The sequence below is a fragment of the Kutzneria kofuensis genome, assembly GCF_014203355.1.
GTDB classification, from domain to species: domain Bacteria; phylum Actinomycetota; class Actinomycetes; order Mycobacteriales; family Pseudonocardiaceae; genus Kutzneria; species Kutzneria kofuensis.
This window is the reverse complement of the sequence record NZ_JACHIR010000001.1, coordinates 3,717,554-3,735,071: the sequence shown is the minus strand read 5'-3', so window position 1 is coordinate 3,735,071 and position 17,518 is coordinate 3,717,554. Positions and strand designations below refer to the sequence as shown.

The 17,518-nt window shown below is 70.7% G+C and carries 14 protein-coding genes and 1 tRNA gene; 8 read left to right on the top strand and 7 right to left on the bottom strand.

Going from position 1 to position 17,518, the window contains the following annotated elements; genetic code table 11:
* Positions 1 to 5: 5 nt before the first annotated feature.
* Entirely contained in the window at positions 6 to 494 is a 489-nt protein-coding gene (locus BJ998_RS17075; RefSeq protein WP_043719844.1) for a CarD family transcriptional regulator, read from the bottom strand.
* A gap of 254 nt (positions 495 to 748) precedes the next feature.
* Between BJ998_RS17075 and BJ998_RS17070 the strand changes: the two genes are divergently transcribed.
* Positions 749 to 1,456, top strand: a complete 708-nt coding sequence (locus BJ998_RS17070; RefSeq protein ID WP_184862857.1) for a hypothetical protein — start codon at positions 749 to 751, stop codon at positions 1,454 to 1,456.
* A 210-nt stretch (positions 1,457 to 1,666) separates the two neighbouring features.
* Positions 1,667 to 3,049 (top strand): DNA repair protein RadA, encoded by a 1,383-nt coding sequence (gene radA, locus BJ998_RS17065; protein ID WP_184862855.1) that lies wholly within the window; start codon positions 1,667 to 1,669, stop codon positions 3,047 to 3,049.
* Here the strand turns inward: radA and BJ998_RS17060 are convergent, their stop codons facing one another.
* The 3 genes from BJ998_RS17060 to BJ998_RS17050 are packed head-to-tail and all read right to left on the bottom strand — an operon-like array spanning position 3,050 to position 4,579.
* The gene (locus BJ998_RS17060; RefSeq protein ID WP_184862853.1) at positions 3,050 to 3,346 is read right to left on the bottom strand and encodes a hypothetical protein; all 297 of its coding nucleotides are present in this window, start codon (positions 3,344 to 3,346) and stop codon (positions 3,050 to 3,052) included.
* Complete coding sequence (locus tag BJ998_RS17055) at positions 3,328 to 4,074, bottom strand: hypothetical protein (protein WP_184862851.1); 747 nt, start codon at positions 4,072 to 4,074, stop codon at positions 3,328 to 3,330. Before BJ998_RS17055 ends, BJ998_RS17060 begins: the two co-directional genes overlap by 19 nt.
* On the bottom strand, positions 4,055 to 4,579 hold the full coding sequence (locus tag BJ998_RS17050) for an RNA polymerase sigma factor (RefSeq protein ID WP_246488611.1): 525 nt from the start codon (positions 4,577 to 4,579) through the stop codon (positions 4,055 to 4,057). The genes BJ998_RS17055 and BJ998_RS17050 overlap by 20 nt, the downstream gene beginning before the upstream one ends.
* Before the next feature lie 113 nt (positions 4,580 to 4,692).
* Between BJ998_RS17050 and BJ998_RS17045 the strand changes: the two genes are divergently transcribed.
* The gene (locus BJ998_RS17045) at positions 4,693 to 5,592 is read left to right on the top strand and encodes an MBL fold metallo-hydrolase (RefSeq protein WP_184862847.1); all 900 of its coding nucleotides are present in this window, start codon (positions 4,693 to 4,695) and stop codon (positions 5,590 to 5,592) included.
* A gap of 199 nt (positions 5,593 to 5,791) precedes the next feature.
* Here the strand turns inward: BJ998_RS17045 and otsB are convergent, their stop codons facing one another.
* The 3 genes from otsB to BJ998_RS17030 all read right to left on the bottom strand — a co-directional run bounded on the left by otsB (position 5,792) and on the right by BJ998_RS17030 (position 11,552).
* Positions 5,792 to 8,326, bottom strand: coding sequence for a trehalose-phosphatase (gene otsB / locus BJ998_RS17040; RefSeq protein WP_184862845.1), 2,535 nt, complete (start codon positions 8,324 to 8,326; stop codon positions 5,792 to 5,794).
* 71 nt (positions 8,327 to 8,397) lie between these two features.
* Positions 8,398 to 9,825 (bottom strand): alpha,alpha-trehalose-phosphate synthase (UDP-forming), encoded by a 1,428-nt coding sequence (locus tag BJ998_RS17035; protein WP_246488610.1) that lies wholly within the window; start codon positions 9,823 to 9,825, stop codon positions 8,398 to 8,400.
* A 350-nt stretch (positions 9,826 to 10,175) separates the two neighbouring features.
* The gene (locus BJ998_RS17030; protein ID WP_312890160.1) at positions 10,176 to 11,552 is read right to left on the bottom strand and encodes a threonine/serine exporter family protein; all 1,377 of its coding nucleotides are present in this window, start codon (positions 11,550 to 11,552) and stop codon (positions 10,176 to 10,178) included.
* Positions 11,553 to 11,841: 289 nt separating this feature from the next.
* On the opposite strand from BJ998_RS17030, the gene BJ998_RS17025 reads away from it, so the two are divergent.
* The 5 genes from BJ998_RS17025 (at position 11,842) to BJ998_RS17005 (ending at position 17,472) form a co-directional block, all read left to right on the top strand.
* A tRNA-Thr gene (locus BJ998_RS17025) sits at positions 11,842 to 11,914 on the top strand.
* 220 nt (positions 11,915 to 12,134) lie between these two features.
* Positions 12,135 to 12,554, top strand: coding sequence for a hypothetical protein (locus tag BJ998_RS17020; RefSeq protein ID WP_184862843.1), 420 nt, complete (start codon positions 12,135 to 12,137; stop codon positions 12,552 to 12,554).
* Positions 12,555 to 12,857: 303 nt separating this feature from the next.
* Complete coding sequence (locus tag BJ998_RS17015; protein ID WP_184862842.1) at positions 12,858 to 15,089, top strand: RCC1 domain-containing protein; 2,232 nt, start codon at positions 12,858 to 12,860, stop codon at positions 15,087 to 15,089.
* A 111-nt stretch (positions 15,090 to 15,200) separates the two neighbouring features.
* Positions 15,201 to 17,096, top strand: a complete 1,896-nt coding sequence (locus BJ998_RS17010) for an RCC1 domain-containing protein (protein WP_184862840.1) — start codon at positions 15,201 to 15,203, stop codon at positions 17,094 to 17,096.
* 73 nt (positions 17,097 to 17,169) lie between these two features.
* Entirely contained in the window at positions 17,170 to 17,472 is a 303-nt protein-coding gene (locus BJ998_RS17005) for an RCC1 domain-containing protein (RefSeq protein ID WP_184862838.1), read from the top strand.
* Positions 17,473 to 17,518: the final 46 nt, after the last annotated feature.

Genomic DNA, 17,518 nt, shown 5'->3' with positions numbered 1-17,518 from the left:
CGAATTCAGGATGCGGTAGCGAGGACCTCGTCCAGCAGGACCTCGGCCTTGTCTTCGTCAGTGCCTTCGGCCAGTGCGAGCTCACTGACCAGTATCTGCCGTGCCTTGGCCAACATGCGCTTCTCGCCGGCGGACAGCCCGCGGTCCTTCTCGCGCCGCCACAGATCACGCACCACTTCGGCCACCTTGTTCACGTCGCCGGACGCGAGCTTCTCCAGGTTGGCCTTGTACCGCCGGGACCAGTTGGTCGGCTCCTCGGTGTGGGGAGCACGCAGAACCTCGAAGACCCGGTTCAGCCCGTCCTGGCCCACGACGTCCCGCACACCCACGATCTCGGCGTTGTCAGCAGGCACGCGGACCGTCAGGTCGCCCTGGGCGACCTTGAGGACGAGGTACTTCTTCTCCTCGCCCTTGATCAGACGGGTCTCGATCGCTTCGATGAGAGCGGCACCGTGGTGCGGGTAGACGACGGTCTCTCCGACCTTGAAAACCATGTGTCCTCTGCCCCTTTCGCTGACCCTAGCTTAACACGTCCGGCAACTCGCGCGCCCCGGGCCGAAGATCCGTTACCGCAGGTCAGCGGCCGCACGGGGGGTTGACAAACCCCGTTTCGACGTGCTGCCCACCCCCTGTTGATCCACAGTGGACAGCGCGAACGGGCACCGAGTGCGCGGACGCTGGAGGGCAGTGGTTAGGCTTCGGGCCACGTGTCGGAGTTTGAGGTGCGCCAAGGAAGGATCCCGCCACAGTGAGCAGCGCTGAGCAGAACCTGATCACGCGACTGCGCCTGCTTCCCGCCGTGCTGGGGATCGGCGCCGCCCTCCTCGTGGCCGGCTGCGGAGCGGGCCAGATCACCCAGACCGCCAGCCAGGTGCCGGCCGTCAACGGGTCGATGGGCACCGTCAAGCAGATCGCGGTGCGCGATGCCCAGCTGGCCTACCCGACCGGCAAGCGCTACTACAGCCGGGGCGACAGCGCGTCCCTCATCGTGACGATCGCCAACTCCGGCCAGACGGCGGACAAGCTGACCTCCGTCAGCAGCCCGCAGTTCAGCTCGGGCGCGCAGATCGTCGGCGATGCCACCATCCCGGGCTTCCACGCCATCGCCGCGTCGGCCACCGCCGCCTCACCGGCGACCACGACGTCCGCCGCGCCGACCTCGACCACGGGCACCTCGACGACCGGGACCTCCACCACCGGCACGTCGACCACGGGGACGTCCACCAGCGGCACCTCGACCAGCGGCACGAGCGCGACGTCGGCGACGACCACCACCGCCGTCAGCAGCGACCCGAACCTGCCGGTCGGCACCATCCGGATCCAGCTGGTCGGCCTCAACCTGGACAAGCTGCAGGCGGGCCAGACCGTGCAGGTCACCTTCACCTTCGCCAACGCTGGTGACCTGACGCTGAACCTGCCGATCGCCGCGGACCGCTCCCCGCGCTCCGACAACTGAGTTTCTGACCACGCCGGCCCCACCAGTCGCGAGGCCGCGCCGGTGCCTGGAGTGGTTGGCAGATTTCGACCGCCGCCACCCGACGCGCCCCGCCACCCGGCCGACGCGGCGGGCGAAAGCTGGCAAGTGAAGGCACCGGCTTAGAGCGGCCGAGCCCCGCCCGGCACGGGCGGCGAAGAAACTGTCAGACCTGATCGCTAGCGTTGGCTCGTGGTCAAGAACACGAAGCCGGCGAAGGCCAGCTACCGGTGCGCGGAGTGCGGCTTCGAGGTCGCCAAGTGGGTCGGCCGCTGCCCGGAGTGCCAGGCCTGGGGCACGGTCGAGGAGCGGGCGCCGGCTCGGTCCGGCCTGGCCCGGATCGCCGCGGGCGCGCCGAGTTCGCCGGCCCGTCGCATCTCCGAGGTGGACGTCGAGGAGAGCAAGGCACGGCCCACCGGCGTGGACGAGCTGGACCGGGTGCTGGGCGGCGGCATCGTGCCGGGCGCGGTGGTGCTGCTGGCCGGCGAACCCGGTGTGGGCAAGTCGACATTGCTCCTGGAGGTGGCCCACCGTTGGGCCGAACAGGGCAGCGCGGGGTCGGTTCTCTATGTCACGGGCGAGGAATCGGCGGGGCAGGTGCGGCTGCGCGCGGAGCGCACCGGCAACCTGCACCCGGAGATCTTCCTGGCGGCGGAGAGCGACCTGTCGGCGGTGCTCAGCCACGTGCAGGAGGTCAAGCCGGGCCTGATGATCGTCGACTCGGTGCAGACCATCCAGTCGACCGAGGACACCGGCGTCGTCGGCGGCGTGACCCAGGTGCGGGCGGTGGCGTCCGCGGTGATCGCGCTGGCCAAGGAGAACGCGCTGCCGGTGGTGCTGGTGGGCCACGTCACCAAGGACGGCTCGATCGCCGGCCCGCGGGTGTTGGAGCACCTGGTGGACGTGGTGTTGCAGTTCGAGGGCGACCGGCACAGCACGTTGCGCCTGGTCAGGGGCGTGAAGAACCGGTACGGGCCGGCGGACGAGGTGGGCTGCTTCGAGCTGCGCGACGACGGCATCGTCGGCGTGCCGGACCCGTCCGGCCTGTTCATGAACCGCAAGGACGTGGGCGTGCCGGGCACGGCCGTCACGGTGGTGATGGAGGGCAAGCGGCCGCTGCTGGCCGAGGTGCAGGCGCTGGTGTCGAAGACGGGGCTGCCGGCGCCGCGCCGCGCGGTCAGCGACCTCGACTCGGCCCGGCTGGCGATGATCCTCGCGGTGCTGGAGCGGCGCGGCCGGGTCCGGCTGACCGACCAGGACGTGTTCTCCGCCGCGGTCGGCGGCATGCGGATCACCGAGCCGGCGGCCGACCTCGCCATCGCGCTCGCGGTCGCCTCGGCCACGGTGGACGCGGCCCTGCCTGCGGACGTCGTCGCGGTCGGCGAGGTCGGCCTGGCCGGCGAGATCCGGCGGGTCACCGGCGTCGGGCGACGCCTGGCCGAGGCTGCTCGGCTCGGCTTCACCCGGGCGCTGGTCCCGCCGGACTCCGGCCCCCTCCCCCCGGAGATCCGGGCCCTGGTCGTCAACGACCTGGGGGCGGCCCTGCAGGTGCTCTACGACGTGGCGAAGAAGTGATCACCGGGGCGTGACCCCTTGTCCGCCAACAACTCCATAGGTCATCCCGGAGAACACGAGCACCGAGCCGGTGGTCGCGTTGAACTGCCGTTCGCCCAGGTAGGCGCCGTCGGCCGGGTCGATCAGGATCTCGTCGTCGACGCCGTGGTCGGGGACACCGATCGCGTAGCCGGGGCGGCCGTCCAGGTCGGCGACGTCCCTGAGGCCGTAGGCACCGGGCAGCAGGGCGACCGCCTGCCACAGGGTCCTGCGGATGTTCGCCGGGAAGACGCCGGTCTTCAGCGCGTGGATCGCCATGTACAGCGGTCCGACCTGGGGCGGCGTGTCGGCCGCCAGCTTGGCCGCCAGCTGGGCCGGGTCCCTCGGCAGGCTCGCCAGCCGTCCGGCGTCGGCAGCAGCCAGCTGCCCTGCTGGTTCACGCACGGCTTGCTGTTGGAGTTCGGGCTGGCCGCGTCGAAGTCGGCGCAGCCGGCCCGGCCGTCGCCGAAGGCCATGGTGAAGGTCTTCTCCGGTTCGGTCAGTTCGATGACGCCGTCCGTGTACTTGGCGCGCACCTGGCCCGAGACCGACGAACGGCGCAGCCACTCGTCGGTCCACTTCGCCGGTTGCCAGGTCGTGGTCGTCTGGTCGGTCAGCGCCGAGGTCGGGTCGCCGTGCGCGTTGTTCGCCCACTCCCGGTAGCTCACGTAGCGGTACTGGCCGGGGGCGACGGTCGGGTCGCTGTACCGGATCTGGTCGAGCAGATCGGGCAGGCCGATCGGGTGGCCGGCCGGCGCCGGGCTCGGCGGCCGCGGGGGAGCGGCCGGCTGCGCGGTGTGGGGTAGCAGCACCAGCACACCGGTCACCAGCGCGGCGGCCGCCGCGGCGGCGACGATCGGCAGCCACGGCCGGCGAAATCGGCGCGTGGCGACGGGGTTCAGCACCCGCTCCCGCACAGCGGCCAGACCGTTCGGGGTGGGGCGCACGTCGGCGTGCAGTTCGGCCAGGGCCTGATCGAGCTCGTCGTCAGTCCACAGTCGGCGCATCGGATCCTCCTTGGCAGGTTCGCAGTGACTTCCGCACCCGGTGCAGGCGCGACCGCACGGTGCCGACCGGGATGCCCTGGGCCTCGCCGACCTCGTTGGAGTCCAGGCCGGCCCACGAGGTCAGCAGCAGCACGTCCAGATCGGGGCCGGACAGCGTGGCCAGCGCTGCCGCCAGCGCACGCACCCGGGCGTCCGCGTCGACCCGGTCGGCGACCAGGCCGTCATGGTTGGCGCCGGGCAGGTTGCGGGCCGCCAGCCGGGCCGTCGCCTGGTAGCGGCGGCGCTCCTGGCGCAGGTGCCGGCGCAGCAGGTTGGTGGCGATGCCGTACAGCCACGGCCGGATCGGCGCGCGCTCGGGGTCGTAGCCGGCGTGCCGGGTCATCGCCGTCAGGAAGGTCTCCGCGACCAGGTCGTCCGCGGTCTCCGGGCCGATGCGGCGCGCGAGGTAGCGCCGAAGCGCGGGTGCGTGCTCGTCGTACAGCCGCGCGATCACGTCCGCCGTCATCGGATGCCTCGGATCCGGCCGCCCGTGTCCGCCCGTGTCGTCTTTCGACATCGTGGTCACATCACCAGTTGCCCGAAGCGGTCGCGCGCGTTCACGGCTGGGAGACTGCGGTTATGTCGCATTCCCCGTTGGTGCATGCACTCGGCTCGGCCACCCGCGCGTACGAGCAGCCGACCGGTGGCTGGTTCCTGAACAACGCCGGCTGGGTCACTGGCAGCGAACGCACGCTCGTGGTGGACACCCTGGCCACCGAGGCCCGCTCGGCCCGGCTGCTCGACGCCGTCCGGGAGGACACCGGGCACGACGGCGACCGGCTGCTCGCCGCGATCACGCACTGGCACGGCGACCACGCCCACGGCGCCAACCAGATCGCCCGCGCCGGCGGCCGGGTGCTGGCCACCGGGCACTCCGCGGAGATGATCGCCGCCGGGCCGCACCTGTACGAGATGGTGTTCGCCTTCGATGGCTGGGGCGACGTCACGCCGGCGAAGATCGACGAGGTGGTGGCCGAGCCGACCACCGTCGAGCTGGGCGGGGTCAGCGCCGACCTGCTGCCCGTGCCGTGGGTCGCGCACACCGCCGGCGACCTCGTCGTGCACGTGCCCGCCGACGGCGTGCTGTTCACCGGCGACCTGGTGTTCGTCGGCGTGGTGCCGCTCGTGATGGCCGGCGCCGCCGCCGGCTGGATCCAGGCCCTCGACTGGCTCACCACGCTGGAGCACCGGCACCTGGTGCCCGGCCACGGTCCCATGCAGGGCACCGGCTCGACCGCCGTCGCCGACCTGCGGGCGTACCTGAGCTGGCTGCTCGAGGTCACCGCCGTCGACTCGCCCGACTTCGCCGCCCTCGACGCGCAGGCGCGGGAGCGGTGGTCGACGTGGTCGGAGGGGGAGCGGCACGCCGTCAACCTGATCAAGACGCACGCCGACCAGCACGGCGCGGAGGCCGACGTGCCCACCATGGCGATGGCCATGCTCAAGCCCTTCGGTGGCCCCATCAAGCTGGACATCTGAGTTGTGCACAGCCATCCACAGTTGTGCACAAGCTCTGTGCACAACCCTGTGGACAACTCGGGGTTCGACTGCGTGAGCGTCTGATCGAGCGCCATGTGTGCTGACACGCAGCGTAGCGAGCAGTGGTGACCCGATAGTGGACGAAGTGCAGAGAAGGGGCCCTCCGCCAGGGAAGGCCCCTTCTTCTTGCTACTGACCGTTACTGGTGACTGGCGAGCAGCTGGGCACAGCGGATCAGGCCGAGGTGTGAATAGGCCTGGGGATGGTTGCCCAGCGAACGCTCCGCGATCGGGTCGTACTCCTCGGGCAGCAGGCCCGTCGGGCCGGCGCAGTCGACGAGCTGGGCGAACAGCTCCTCGGCCTCGGTGCGCCGGCCGGACAGCAGGTACGCCTCGATCATCCACGCCGCGCAGAGGTGGAAGCCGCCCTCGTCACCCGGCAGGCCGTCGTCCCGGTGGTAGCGGTAGACGGTCGAACCGGAGCGCAGCTCGGCCTCGATGGCGGTGACCGTGGACTGGAAGCGCTCGTCGGTCGGGTCGATCAGACCGGTGAGCCCCACGTGCAGCGACGCGGCGTCCAGGTCGGTGCCGTCGTAGGCGGTCGTGAAGGAGCCGACCTCCTCGTTCCACCCGTTCTTCAGCACGTCGGTGGCGATCGCGTCGCGCAACGCCGGCCAGGACGGGTCGAGCTCGCGCCCGTAGCCCTCGGCCAGCTTGATCGCCCGGTCGATGGTCATCCAGCACATGACCTTCGAGTAGACGTTGTGCCGCGGCGCGTGCCGCTCCTCCCAGATGCCGTGGTCAGGCTCGTGCCACCGGCGCGACACGGCCTCGGCCATGGCCTGCACCATGCGCCAGTCGTCGTCGGTGAGCTTGCCGCGGGCCTCGGTCAGCTGGGCGACGAGGTCGACCACGGGGCCGAACACGTCCAGCTGCACCTGCTGGTTGGCCAGGTTTCCGACGCGCACCGGCCGCGAGCCGGCGTAGCCGGGCAGCGTGTCGATGACGGCCTCGGGACCGAGCGTGGTGCCGTGCAGCGTGTACAGCGGGTGCAACCGCTCCGGACCGGGCAGCGTGGCCAGCACGCGGTGCACCCAGCCCAGGTAGGCCTCGGCCTCGCTGGTGGAACCCAGCGACACCAGGGCCTGCGCGGTCAGCGCCGCGTCCCGCAGCCAGCAGTAGCGGTAGTCCCAGTTGCGGACGCCGCCGATCTCCTCGGGCAGCGACGTGGTGGCCGCGGCCATGATCGAGCCGGTCTCGGTGTGCACCAGCCCGCGCAACGTCAGCGCGGACCGGGCGACGAGCTCCTTCTCCACCGGCGGCAGCGTCAGCGTGTCCACCCACTCCGACCAGTAGCGGCCGCTGCGGGCGCGCCGCTCCGCCTCGCTGACCGGGTTCGGCGACAGGTCGTCGGTGCCGCAGCGCAGTTCCAGCACGACCGGGGCGTCGGGGCCGGGCGAGACGATGGCGGTCGCCGTCTCGTGCATGCCGTCCGAGCTGATCTCCCAGGTCACGCCGGGCGAGCGCAGCACGATCGGGTCGCTGGTGCCGACCACGCGGAGGCCGTCGTCCTCGGCGACCAGCGCGACCGGCACCTGCCCGAACTCGGGCCGCGGCGCGAACTCGATCTTCGCGGTGGTCGCGCCGGAGATGACCCGGATCAGGTCGGTGCGGTGCGGCGCGCTGTAGTGGTCCAGGTAGTCCGTGACCAGCAGCCGCGACCAGCGCGTCTCCACGGTCATCGTGTTCGGCAGGTAGCGCTGGCCCAGGGGCAGGCCGTTGCGCTCCGGCTTGATCGAGAACACGCCCGCCGTGGGGCCGCCGAGCAGGTCGGCGAACACCGCGGCGGAGTCCGGCTCCGGGTGGCACAGCCAGGTGATCTTGGCGTCCGGCGTCACCAACGCCACCGAACGCTCGTTGGCCAGCATCGACAGCCGCTCGATCGGCGGCGCCTGCTCGCCGTACAGCCAGGTGCGGCGCTCCTCCAGCAGGAACGCGAGCACGGTGGCCACCGCGACCGTGTCGGCGATCTTGTAGCCGGCCAGCGTGTCGCCGTCGCCGACGTGGATGCCCAGGTCGGGGCCGGTCAGCCGGGCGAACGCCTTCTCGTCGGTGACGTCGTCGCCGAGGAAGATCGCGGCGGTCGCGCCGACCTGGTGGCGCAGCACGTCCAGCGCGTGGCCCTTGTCGGTCTGCACGACGGCCAGCTCGATCACCGCCTTGCCCTCGGTGACCTGCACGCCGTCCCAGGTCGCCGGCCCGGAGCGGACGGCGGCCAGCACCCGCTCGCCCACCTCGGGGGCGGCGCGGCGGACGTGCACGGCGATGCTGGCGGGCTTGCTCTCCAGGTGGACGCCCTCCGCGTCGGCGACGAGGGTGTCCAGGGCCTGCTCGATGCGCCGGTGCAGCGCCTTGGCGTCGGCGTCGAGGGCGTGCACGAAGCCCACGTCGAACTCGGAGCCGTGGCTGCCGACCAGGTGCACCTCACCGGGCAGGCGGGACAGTGTGGCAAGGTCGCGCAAGGCGCGACCGCTGATCACCGCCGCCGTGGTCTCGTGGAGCCCGGCCAGCGAACGCAGCGCGCCGACCGACTCGGTGGACGGGCGGGCTTGTTCGGGGTCGGACACGATCGGGGCGAGCGTTCCGTCGTAGTCGCACGCGACGAGCAGTCGCGGCGTTCGTGCCAGCTGCACGAGCGCGCGACGGAGCTCCGCGGGGAGGGCCTCGGCGGTCACGCGCCTCCTCCTCAGGCTTTCGGGGGATTTTCGGGGTATTCAACTGTGGGCCACACTGGTACTGAATTGAATCAGTTGGGCGACGCGGATCCCAGAGCCTCGAGGAACGACCGCGCCCAGCGGTCGACGTCATGGGTCAGGACCTGACGGCGCAGTGCGCGCATCCTACGGCGGCCCTCGGCCGGATCGACGGTGAGGGCGGCGTACAACGAGTTCTTCACCCCGTCCAGGTCGTGCGGGTTGACGAGGAACGCGCTGGTGAGCTCCGAGGCCGCGCCGGCGAACTCGCTGAGGACCAGTGCCCCGCCGAGGTCGTATCGGCAGGCCACGTACTCCTTGCAGACCAAATTCATACCATCTCGGACAGGCGTGACGACCATGACGTCCGCGGCGCTCATGAACGCGCACAGTTCCCGCCTGTCCACTGATTGGTGGAGATAGTGCACGGCCGGGTGGCCAACGCGGGAGAACTCGCCATTGATTCGCCCCACAACCTGTTCGATCTCGCCGCGCATCTGTTTGTAGTGCTCGACGCGTTCCCGGCTGGGGGTGGCCAGCTGCACCATCACCGTGTCCTCGGCGGTGATGCGTTCCTCGGCCAGCAGCTCGTGCAGGGCGTGCAGCCGCACGTCGATGCCCTTGGTGTAGTCGAGCCGGTCGACGCCGAGCATGATCCGGCGCGGGTTGCCCAGCTCCTCGCGGATCTGCTTGGCCCGCGCCTGGGTCTCCCGGCTGCGGGCGATCGCGTCCAGCCCGGCGGCGTCGATGGAGATCGGGAAGGCACCCACCCGCACCGTGCGGTCACCCACCTGGACGACACCCGGACGGGTACGCACGCCGACCGCGCCGCGGCTGGGCTCCAGGCCGACCAGCCGGCGGGCCAGCCACAGGAAGTTCTGCGCGCCGCCGGGCCGGTGGAAGCCGACCAGGTCGGCGCCGAGCAGGCCGCGGATGATCTCGGTCCGCCAGGGCAGCTGCATGAACAGCTCCACCGGCGGGAACGGGATGTGCAGGAAGAAGCCGATCCGCAGGTCGGGCCGCTGCTCCCGGAGCAGCTGCGGGACCAGCTGGAGCTGGTAGTCCTGCACCCACACGGTCGCGCCCTTGGCGGCGATGGAGGCGCAGGCGTCGGCGAACCGGCGGTTGACCTTGACGTAGCTCTCCCACCAGGACCGGTCGAACACCGGCGGGGCCACCACGTCGTGGTAGAGCGGCCACAGAGTGCCGTTGGAGAAGCCCTCGTAGTAGTCGCGGACCTCGGCCGCCGACAGGCCCACCGGGTGCAGCCGCAGGCCCTCCTCCTCGAACGCCTCCACCTCCGCGTCGGCGATGCCGGGCCAGCCGACCCAGGCGCCGCTGCGGGAGCGGAGGAACGGTTCGAGCGCGGTGACCAGGCCGCCGGGGCTGTGTTTCCACCGCTGGGTGCCGTCCTCCATGCGTTCCAGGTCGACCGGAAGCCGGTTGGCCACGACGATGAAATCCGAGCCGTTGGTGCTCAACGGGGTGACGCCTCCTCGACAGGTGCTCGCGGCGCTGCGCCTTCCGAGGCTAACCAGCTTCGGCGGTAGGCGCGTCCTGCCGACGGGGCTACCCGCAGTGGCGACCGTCACCCGGGCCCAATTCGCGATGGGGCAATGGTATGCGGGCCGGAACTAGTGAAAGGACCATTCCTGACGTTCAGCGTCTGGAATGGTCCTTTCCAAAGGGTGTTGGTGGGGGCGGAGACGGGGATTGGTTCGGCGGGTGGGGCGGGCGGCAGGGGTCGGTTCGCGGTGCGGGGCGGGACTGGTTCGGCGGGCGGCGATCGGGTCCGGTCGGTTCTGGGTGCGTGGGCGGGGATCGGGTGCGATCAGTTCTGGGTGCGCAGGCGGCGTTCGAGGCGGCCGAGCCTCGTCCGGACGGGGTGGGCCAGGAATTCGCCGAGCACCATGCCGGCGGCCAGGGCGAGGCCGATGCCCATGGCCAGCACCAGCGTCGACAGCCCGGCCACGTCGCCCTGCACGGTCAGCTGGTACAGCCCTCGATACGTGGTCAGACCGGGGAGCAGCGGCGTCAGGCCGGAGATCCCCACCACCAGCGGCGGCACCTTCAGCCGGCGGGACAGCAGCTGGCCGCAGAAGCCGATCAGCACGGCGGCCAGGGCGGAACCGGTGAGCACGTCGGCGCCGGCGGCTTGCAGGGTGCTGTAGGCGCCGACGCCCATCGCGCTGGACACGCCGGCGACCAGCAGCGCCCGCGGCTGCCCGTAGCTGGCGAGGGCGAAGAACACCGCGGCCGCCGCGCCGGTGACGATCTGGATCGGCACGGTGCCGAAGCTCAGCGGCGACACCGGGGCGAGCGTGGAGCCGATGCCGAAATGCACGCCGATGCGCAGCGCGAACGCGACGCCGGTGATCAGGCCGACGGACATCAGCAACGTCTCCATCGTGCGCCCGGACGCCGTGACGTTGTAGCCGTTGATCGCATCCTGCACTGAGCTGACCACCGACAGGCCGGACAGCAACACCACGATGCCGGCCGCGACCACCAGCGACAGCTGGTTCGGCGGCACCAGCCCGGTCGCCGTCGCCACCAGCGCCCCGGCGGCGCCGAGCGCACCACCGGCCACCTGCTGGAAGAAGAACGGCAGGTTGTGCCGGTTGAGGATGCGGCCGACCCGGTCCACCACCGCCGTCACCGCGGCCGCGACCAGCGCCATCATCGGGCCGCCGCCGAGCAGCAGCGCCACCGACGCCGCCATCGCCGCCCACGCCAATGTGGCCAGCCAGCGCGGATACGGGTGCTTGGCGCTGCTGATCGCGTCCAGCTCGGCCGACGCCTCCTCGGCCGTCGTCCGGCCGGCGATGACCCGCCGGACCAACGCCTCCAGGCCCGCCAGCCGCGTGTAGTCGAGACCACGGGAGCGGACCACGCGCATCGACATGACCGGCGACGCGGCCGTGCCGCGGTGGCAGCAAACGGAGATCGAGATGAACGTCACATCCACCTCGCAGCGGGGCAGTCCGTACGCCGCGGTCACCGCCAGCAGCGTCGACGCCACGTCAGCGGCCGCCGCGCCACTGGCCAACTGCACCTCGCCGATCCGCAGCGCGAGATCAAGCACCATGTTCACGGTGGCGTCCGACGGCAGCTCGGGGCCCACTTCCGCGGGCTGCCGCTGGGGCGCCGGGACCGGCACCCGCCGCCGTCGCCAGAAGCTCGCCCGCACTCCCGGGGTGTGCCGCACTACCCGTTCCCTCCTCGATCGTCCGTACGCAGGATCGGCCCCATTCACCCAACCGTTGCAAGGGCGGCGACGTGGTCTCCGACACGCTCCGCCGGGTTACCCCGATCGGCGGACGCCGACCACCGGCCGTGCCCGCCGCTTCTGCCCTGGTCAGCGCCGGTGAGCGCCACCCGGGAGGCTGAGTCGACCTCCGGAAGGAGGAATCCGGTTCTACCCTGAGCAGACCAGAAGACGCAGGTGATGCCAGCGTGAGGCCTTTACGATTAGCCGCGGCTGTCGAGGCGGCCATGCCGGCGTAGCTCAATTGGCAGAGCACTCGCCTTGTAAGCGAGGGGTTGCGGGTTCAAGTCCCGCCGCCGGCTCCGGGCCAGGTGTGCCCGCGGAGAGCGCGGGCCGGGTCGCCGGCCTTTCGTTCTGGGGGACGACCCCAGACCCCCGAGGTGGGGGCTTCGCTCCCACGCCCCCCACATCCTCAGCATCGCGTTCGGTTCTGTTCGGTTGCCCTGCGGAAACGCTGGTGGGGGCATCGTCCCCGTGCGACACTTCGCGGCGGGTCGGGGAGGGTCCATCGCAGGGGGAGTCATGTCGCTCGCCGGGATCGGCGTGCTCGTGGTCGCGGTCGCCGCGGCATCTTCAGTACTTGCACCGGTGGCGCAGGCAGCGCCGCAGGTGTCGTCGGGGCTGTCGTTCACGGCAGTGAGCCCGACTCGGCTGCACGACACGCGGGTCCCGGGAGACCGGATCGCGGCGCGCGGCAACGTCAGCTTCACGGTGCCGCCGGTGTCCGACGACGCGGTCGCGGTGCTGGTCAACGTGGCCGGGACGAACCCGGACGGCCCGACGTTCCGCAGCGTGCAGCAGTCCGGCGGCGTCTTCACGGCGACGCCCACCGTGAACCTGCGCGCCGGGGAGACCCCGAGCCATCCGACGGCTCCGTGTGGCGATGGGGCCGGCGCGAATACCCGAACCAGGACAACGCCCCGGTGCGGGTGCCGGGCGTGAACGACGCGGTGACGGTGGCCGCGAACGGCGCCAACCACGTGCTGCGGTCGGACCACACGTGTGAGCTTGGGGCCATGGCTCCTACGGCGAACTGGGTGACAGCTCGACACCGTCGTCCCATGTGGACAATCCGGTTCGGGGCAAGGACCTGGCCGACGTGCGGATGATCGCCGCTGGCGCCAGGACGGCCAGCTCGGCGACGGCGAGTACTTCAGCAAGAGCCTACGCCGGTGCGGATTCCGGGCGTGAGCGGTGTGGCTGCCCTGGGTACCAACGGCTTTGCGATCATTGGAGACTGAAACCGTGGCACTGAAACGGATTGCGGTGCTAGCCGCGCTGACCACCACCGCGGCGCTGGCCGTGCCGGTCGTGGCGCAGGCTGCCACCGCCCAGCCGCCCTCGGGCAGTCAGTACACGGCCATCGCGCCCACCCGGGTGTACGACAGCCGAGGCCACGGGCGGATTCCGGCGCGGGGCTTCGTGCCCATCACCCTCAACGGCGTGGTCCCGTCGGACGCCACCGCGGTGGTGTTCAACCTGACCGGCATCGCCCCCGACAACGCGACGTACCTGTCCGTGGGGCCGGCTGAGCAGGACTACGAGCCGAGCACGTCCAACGTGAACCTGGCCCAGGGCGAGGTCCGGGCCAACCTGGTCACCGCGGCGATCACTCCCGGCCAGTACCCGGGAGTGCGCATCTGGGCCGGCCCGTGGGCCGTGGACGTCGTGGTCGACGTCGAGGGCTACTACGCGCCCGGCCACGGCTCGAAGTTCACGCCGGTGTCGCCGCACCGGATGCTGGACACGCGCGACTCCGCGCCGGTCGGGCCCGGCGGCACGGTCACGCTCGACCTGTCCTCACAGGTGCCGGCGGGGGCGACGGCCGCGACCTTCAACCTGACCGGCACCAACGTGACCGGGTCGACGTTCGTCACCGCCTACCAGGCGGGGCAGCCGAAGCCGGGCGCGTCCAACCTCAACCTGGCGCCCGGCCGGAACACGCCGAACCTGGTCACCGTGCCGGTCGGCCCGGACCGACGGGTGACGCTGGCCAACGCCTACTACTCGGTGGACCTGATCGCGGACCTGGCCGGCTACTACTCGCCGGACTCGGCCCAGTCCTTCTACCCGATGGCGTCGATCCGGGTGATGGACACCCGCACCCGCAACGGCTGGGAGTCGCGCATCCCGTTCGGCGCCAACGAGAACCTGCTGTTCGACCTGGGCAAGTGGCTGCCGCCGACGGCGAAGTCGGCGGTGTTCAACCTGACCGGCACGTTCGGCACGGAGAACACGTTCCTGACCGCCTATCCGGAGAACGAGACCCGGCCGGCGTCGAGCATCCTGAACCTGGTTCCCGGCCAGACCTCGTCGAACGCGGCGGTGGTCGCGCTCAGCCCCGAGACCAAGATGCTCGTGTTCAACCTGGCCGGCAGTCAGGACGTGGTGATCGACCTGGCCGGCTACTTCGCGCCGTCGGTCCCGTCGTGCCAGCAGTACTGCGCGCATGTGTTCGGCGACAACACGTTCGGCCAGGCCGGTGACGGCACCACCTCGTCGCAGCCGCGCAAGCCGGCCGGCGTCTACGGTCTGCCTGCCGTTAAGGCGATCGAGGGCAACCGGTACGACGACGGCTACACCGCGCTGGCCGAGGATGGCACGGTGTGGACCTGGGGCGCTGACGTGGTGGGGGAGACGCCGGTCATCCTCGACCGCGACACCCCTGATGTGCCGAGATACGTCACCGCCATGCCGACCCAGGTACCGGGTCTGACCGACGTCAAGGTCATCGGCGACCACGTGGCGCTGAAGTCCGACGGCACGGTCTGGTCGTGGGGTTCGAACCGGGGGTACGCGCTCGGCACCGGCGACCTCGACACGTCCCTGTTCAGCCGGTCTGCGGTGCAGGTCAAGGGGCTCAAAGACATCGTCGCCATCGCGGGCCACGTCGCGCTCAAGGCCGACCACTCGGTGTGGAGCTGGGGTTCCAACTTCCACAACGAGCTCGGCGACGGCGAGCACGGCGGCTTCGACAACTGCTTCGACGGCACCGATTGGAACGCGTCCCGGCCCGGGTGCGCGGACCCGACGGCGGTCCAGGTGTCGGGGATGACCGACGTGGTGTCGATCTCCGTCCACAGTGCGGTGAAGTCGGACGGCTCGGTGTGGCACTGGGGCTTCGACGACAACACGTTCGTGCCCGTTCAGGTCGCGGGTCTGACCGACGCGTCGACCGTCTCGGGTCCGTACGTGCTGAAGAAGGACAGCACCGTCTGGCAGTTCGACGAATACGGCCGGGTGGCGTCGAGCCGGGTGGGCAACCTCTCCGGCGTGCGCGCCATCTCCAACCGCAACTTCTCCACCGGTTACGCGCTGATGTTCGACGGCGCCGTCTATGCCTGGGGCAATGGCAATGGTGGCGCGCTGGGCGACGGCCGGCTGTCGGAGGGCGACCGTGAAACGCCCGCACTGATTGCCGGCGTCTCCGGGGCCACCTATCTCGGCACCGGTGGCGCCTACGTGGCCAACTCCTGATCACGACCGCCGCGTCCCGCACCGAAGTTGCCCCTTCGGCAGGCAACCGCGGCGGGGCGCGGCGGCGTTACCTCCATGGCCTACTTTCCGTGTAGTGCAAGGGGGATTTGCATGTCACGCTTGCTCGTGACGTTGACGGCGGCAGCCGTTGCCACACTGTGTCTGACCACGCCGGCCGCGCAGGCCGCCGAGGCCCAGCCGCCGGCCGGCCTGGGCTACACGTCGGTCAACCCGACCCGGATCTTCGACAGCCGCACCACCGGCCACAAGATCGCTGCCCACGGCGACGTCTTCGTGCCGGCGCCGACCGATCTGGTGCCGGCTGACGCCACCGCGGTGGTGTTCAACCTGACCGGTACCGACACGGACGGCTCGACCTGGGTCTCCGTCGGCGACGTCTTCAACTCGACCTCCAGTCTCAACCTGGCCGGCGGCGAGACCAGGGCCAATCTGGTCACCGCGACCAGCGCCAAGGGCCGGCTCGAACTGCGCACCGGCCCGGCCGGCCTGAACCTGGTCGTCGACGTCGAGGGCTACTACTCGGCGCACGGCTCGAACTACCAGCCGGTGTCCGGAAAACGCGTGCTGGACACCAGGAACAGCGGTCCCGTCGGTCCACAAGGGACTGTCACTCTCGATCTGTCGTCGTCGGTGCCGGCCGGCGCGACGGCCGCGGTGTTCAACCTGACCGGCACCAACGTCATCCGGGACACCTTCGTCACGGCATATCCGACGGGACAGGCGAAACCGGATGCCTCGACGCTGAACCTGGCCGCCGGCAAGAACACGCCGAACCTGGTCACGGTGAAGCTCGGCGCGGACCGCAAGGTCGATCTCACCAACGCCTTCGGCCGGGTCGACCTGATCGCCGACCTCGCCGGCTACTACGCGCCGGACGCCAGCAGCCGGTTCTACCCGCTGATCCCGTTCCGCGCGCTGGACACCAGGGACGCCAACGGGAATCCGCGTGAGCCGATCACCGAAGGCGGCGTGCACGACATGACTTTGCGGGGCTGGCTGCCCGATCGGTCGACCAGCATTGTGCTCAACCTGACGGGCACGAACGTGACCGAGTCGACCTTCCTGAAGGTGTGGTCGTCGCTCACCCAGGAACCCGACACCAGCGTGCTCAACCTGGAAGAGGGACAGATCTCGGCCAACGCCGCGGTAGTGGCGCTCAGCCCGAGCCACGGCCTCGAGATCGGCAACCTGGCCGGCCAGGTTGACGCGATCGTCGACATCTCCGGTTACTTCGCGCCGAGTTTCCCCACCTGCACGGCGAAGTGCGCGGTCACCGCCGGCTACAACAACACCGGCTCGCTCGGCGACGGCACGACCGACCGGTGGATCGCGCACGGCTCCACTACGGTCTACGGCCTCAGCGATGTCACGCAGGTGACCGCGTATGAGGGCGTGACCTACGCGCTGACCTCGGATGGCCGGGTCTACGCATGGGGCGACAACACCACCGGTCAGCTCGGCAACGGCCTGGCCGGCCGGGCCGACACGCCGGACAGCGTCGGCTCCGAGGCTACGGCGCAGGGGTACTACAACCCGATCCCGGAGCGGGTGCAGATCCTGTCCAGTGTGAAGATCGTGGCCATCTCGCACGGCTTGGCGCTCGACAACTTCGGCAACGTGTACGCCTGGGGTCGCAACACCAACGGCCGGCTCGGCTCTGGCAAGTCGGACGAGAGCTACATCGCCAAGACACCGGAGCGCATCGACGCTCTGAGCCACGTGACCGCGATCGTCGGCGACGAGCGCAACGGCTACGCCCTCAAATCCGACGGCAGCGTCTGGGTCTGGGGCGACAACACCATCGGCCAGTTGGGCACCGGCACGAGCGGTCGCGGATCGTCCGTTCCGGTCAAGGTGCCCGGATTGCCGACGGTCAAGGCGATCGCCGGCGGGCTCGTGCTCACGGCCGACGGCGCGGTCTGGCAGTGGGGCCATCGTCAGGACTCCTCCGACCAGAACATCGCCCGGCGGCGGTGCCGGGTCTGACCGGGGTGGCCGCGGTGGCACGGACGACCGCCTTCCCGGTCTACGCCAACTATGCCTCAAGTCCGACGGCACCGTGTGGGCGTGGGGCTACGAGGCCGACAGCATGCTCGGCGACGGCTCGGGGTGCAGCCAGACCGACTGCGAGCGCGCGAATCCTGAACAGATTCAGGGCCTGGACTCCGTGACGCAGCTGGCCGGCGGTGTGACGTCCGGCTTTGCGCTGCGCTCGGACGGCACGGTCCGGGCGTGGGGCCACTCCTCCACCGGCGAGTTCGGCGACGGCAACCGGTTCGAGACCGTCCCGACGCCCAGGAAGATCGAGTCGTTGGCGGGCATCGTGTCCATCGGCGACTCCGGTGCCGCGGTGCGCGGCTGACCAGTAACGATGCCGGTATCGGCTGGCGATGAGGCGGGTAGTGGCG